Raw genomic sequence first — 247 nt, 5'->3', positions numbered from 1 at the left:
AGGAAGGCCTCGGCCAACAGCTTCAGGAACTGCAGAAGGGGCTGGCAGAACTCGGCATGGAGCCAGGTGAGGGTTTCGGCGAGGCTGAACAGCAGATGGGCGAGGCCGGCGAAGCGCTCGGACAGGGCGAAGGCGAACAGGCGGTCGAGGGACAGGGCAATGCGCTGAACGCCCTGCGCCAGGGCGCCCAGAACATGATGCAGCAGATGATGCAGGCCATGCAGCAGGGTCAGGGGCAAGGCGAAGG

The 247-nt window shown here is 65.6% G+C and carries 1 protein-coding gene; it reads left to right on the top strand.

The features are described from left to right. A partial coding sequence (locus tag R0J92_RS25440; RefSeq protein ID WP_411053733.1) for a DUF4175 family protein occupies positions 1-247 on the top strand: 247 nt, incomplete at both ends.

Source organism: Tritonibacter sp. SIMBA_163 (assembly GCF_046535935.1).
Taxonomy (GTDB): domain Bacteria; phylum Pseudomonadota; class Alphaproteobacteria; order Rhodobacterales; family Rhodobacteraceae; genus Epibacterium; species Epibacterium scottomollicae.
This window is presented reverse-complemented; position numbering and strand designations above follow the sequence as displayed.